This is a genomic window from Corallococcus sp. 4LFB, from assembly GCF_046520365.1.
GTDB lineage: Bacteria > Myxococcota > Myxococcia > Myxococcales > Myxococcaceae > Corallococcus > Corallococcus caeni.
This window is the reverse complement of record NZ_JBKGHJ010000980.1, coordinates 1-1,416: the sequence shown is the minus strand read 5'-3', so window position 1 is coordinate 1,416 and position 1,416 is coordinate 1. Positions and strand designations below refer to the sequence as shown.

The window sequence follows — 1,416 nt, the reverse complement described above, 5'->3', positions numbered from 1 at the left end:
CATCCGCTTCCGGTTTAGCTTCCGCTCCCGAGGGAAGCCTCACGCTTGCGTCGTTCCCGCTCTCGGCGCTGCTGGCGTGAGCGGGCCGTCACCTCGGCGACGAGCAGGATGCGCTCCTCCAACTGTTCCAGCGTCACGCCCCGGCTCATCATCGCATGCGACAGCAGCAGCGGGGCGCAGCGGGTCAGTGCCAGCACCAGCGCGAGCCGCCCCGTCGCCTGCTCCTGGCCTGGCTCGCCTGCCCTCTGTTGCATCGACAGTTCCAGCAGGCGCGAGAGGGCCAGGGCAATCACCTTGGCGTACACCAGCGAGAGCACCGCGCCCGGCCGCGTGGCGCGTAGCGCCGACAGCCCCACGCCGGACTTGAAGGCCTTGAAAAGCAGCTCCACTCGCCAGCGCAGACGGTAGGCCTCGGCCACCTCGCGCGCCGTCAGCACGTCGCGGCCCACCGTCGTCAGGTACCAGCGCCGCTCGCCCTCCGGCCCTTCCACGGCCACGACACGCGCCTGGGCCGTGCGCCCGTGCTTCTCCAACTGCACGTCCACGTCGATGACGCCGCCCTGCTCCTGGAGGACGCCCTGCAAGAGCGCGTCTGTCAGGCGCATGCCACGCGCCCGCACACGCTCGCCCGTGCCCACGTGCACCCGCAGCACCTTCGGGTCGTGCTGGGCCTTGAGCCGCACCAGGAAGTGGGCCCCGGCCTCAATCGCGTCGAGGAAGCGGCCCGTGTCCGTGTACCCCAGGTCCATGAAGGTGAGCGTGCCGGGACTCAGTGCTTCTTCGGGCAGGGCGCGCGTGTCCTGGGTGCGCTGCGGCGTCACGCCGTCAGCCACCGGCAACTCGTCCCTCAGCGACACCAGCGCGTGCCACTTGAAGGCGGCAGGCCTCGCCTCGCTGGTGGACGGGGCCCAGTCCGCCGCCAGCCGCTGCAGCAGTTGGCACGTGGAGTCGGCTACCTGCACGTCCGTGAATTCTTCCAGCAGTGCCCCCAACTCGTTGAAGGGATTGTCCTCGCCGACGGCCTCCCGCACGGCCTGGACGGCCCGGCTCGCCACCTCGCGCATCAACTGCCCGAAGGCGTGGTTGAAACGCTCGAAGAAGGCGCTGGGCGACAGCTTCTGCCCGGTGAGCGCGATGTAATTGGCGAACGCCGTCGTCTGCGTGCCGGGCATGGGCGTCACCGCGGCCACGGTGGACTCCACCAGCGCCACCAGGTCCACCTTGCGCTGGCGCTGCAGCGCTCCCAGCCGGCGTGCGGCCTCCAGGATGTCCTCGGCCGACACCAGCGCGCGCAGTCCCTCAGCCACCTTCGTCCTCGGAGTGCTCGTCTTCATGCCGCAAGAATGTTCCTGCCCACCCCGTTTCGACGGACCTGCCTGCTCGGCTGCACTCAGGTCCTTGATTCTGCTCTGCTTT

The 1,416-nt window shown here is 69.6% G+C and carries 1 protein-coding gene; it reads right to left on the bottom strand.

Going from position 1 to position 1,416, the window contains the following annotated elements; translation table 11 throughout:
* Nucleotides 1-14: 14 nt before the first annotated feature.
* Nucleotides 15-1,334 (bottom strand): IS4 family transposase, encoded by a 1,320-nt coding sequence (locus ACLEQD_RS43335; RefSeq protein ID WP_410391783.1) that lies wholly within the window; start codon nt 1,332-1,334, stop codon nt 15-17.
* Nucleotides 1,335-1,416 lie beyond the last annotated feature (82 nt).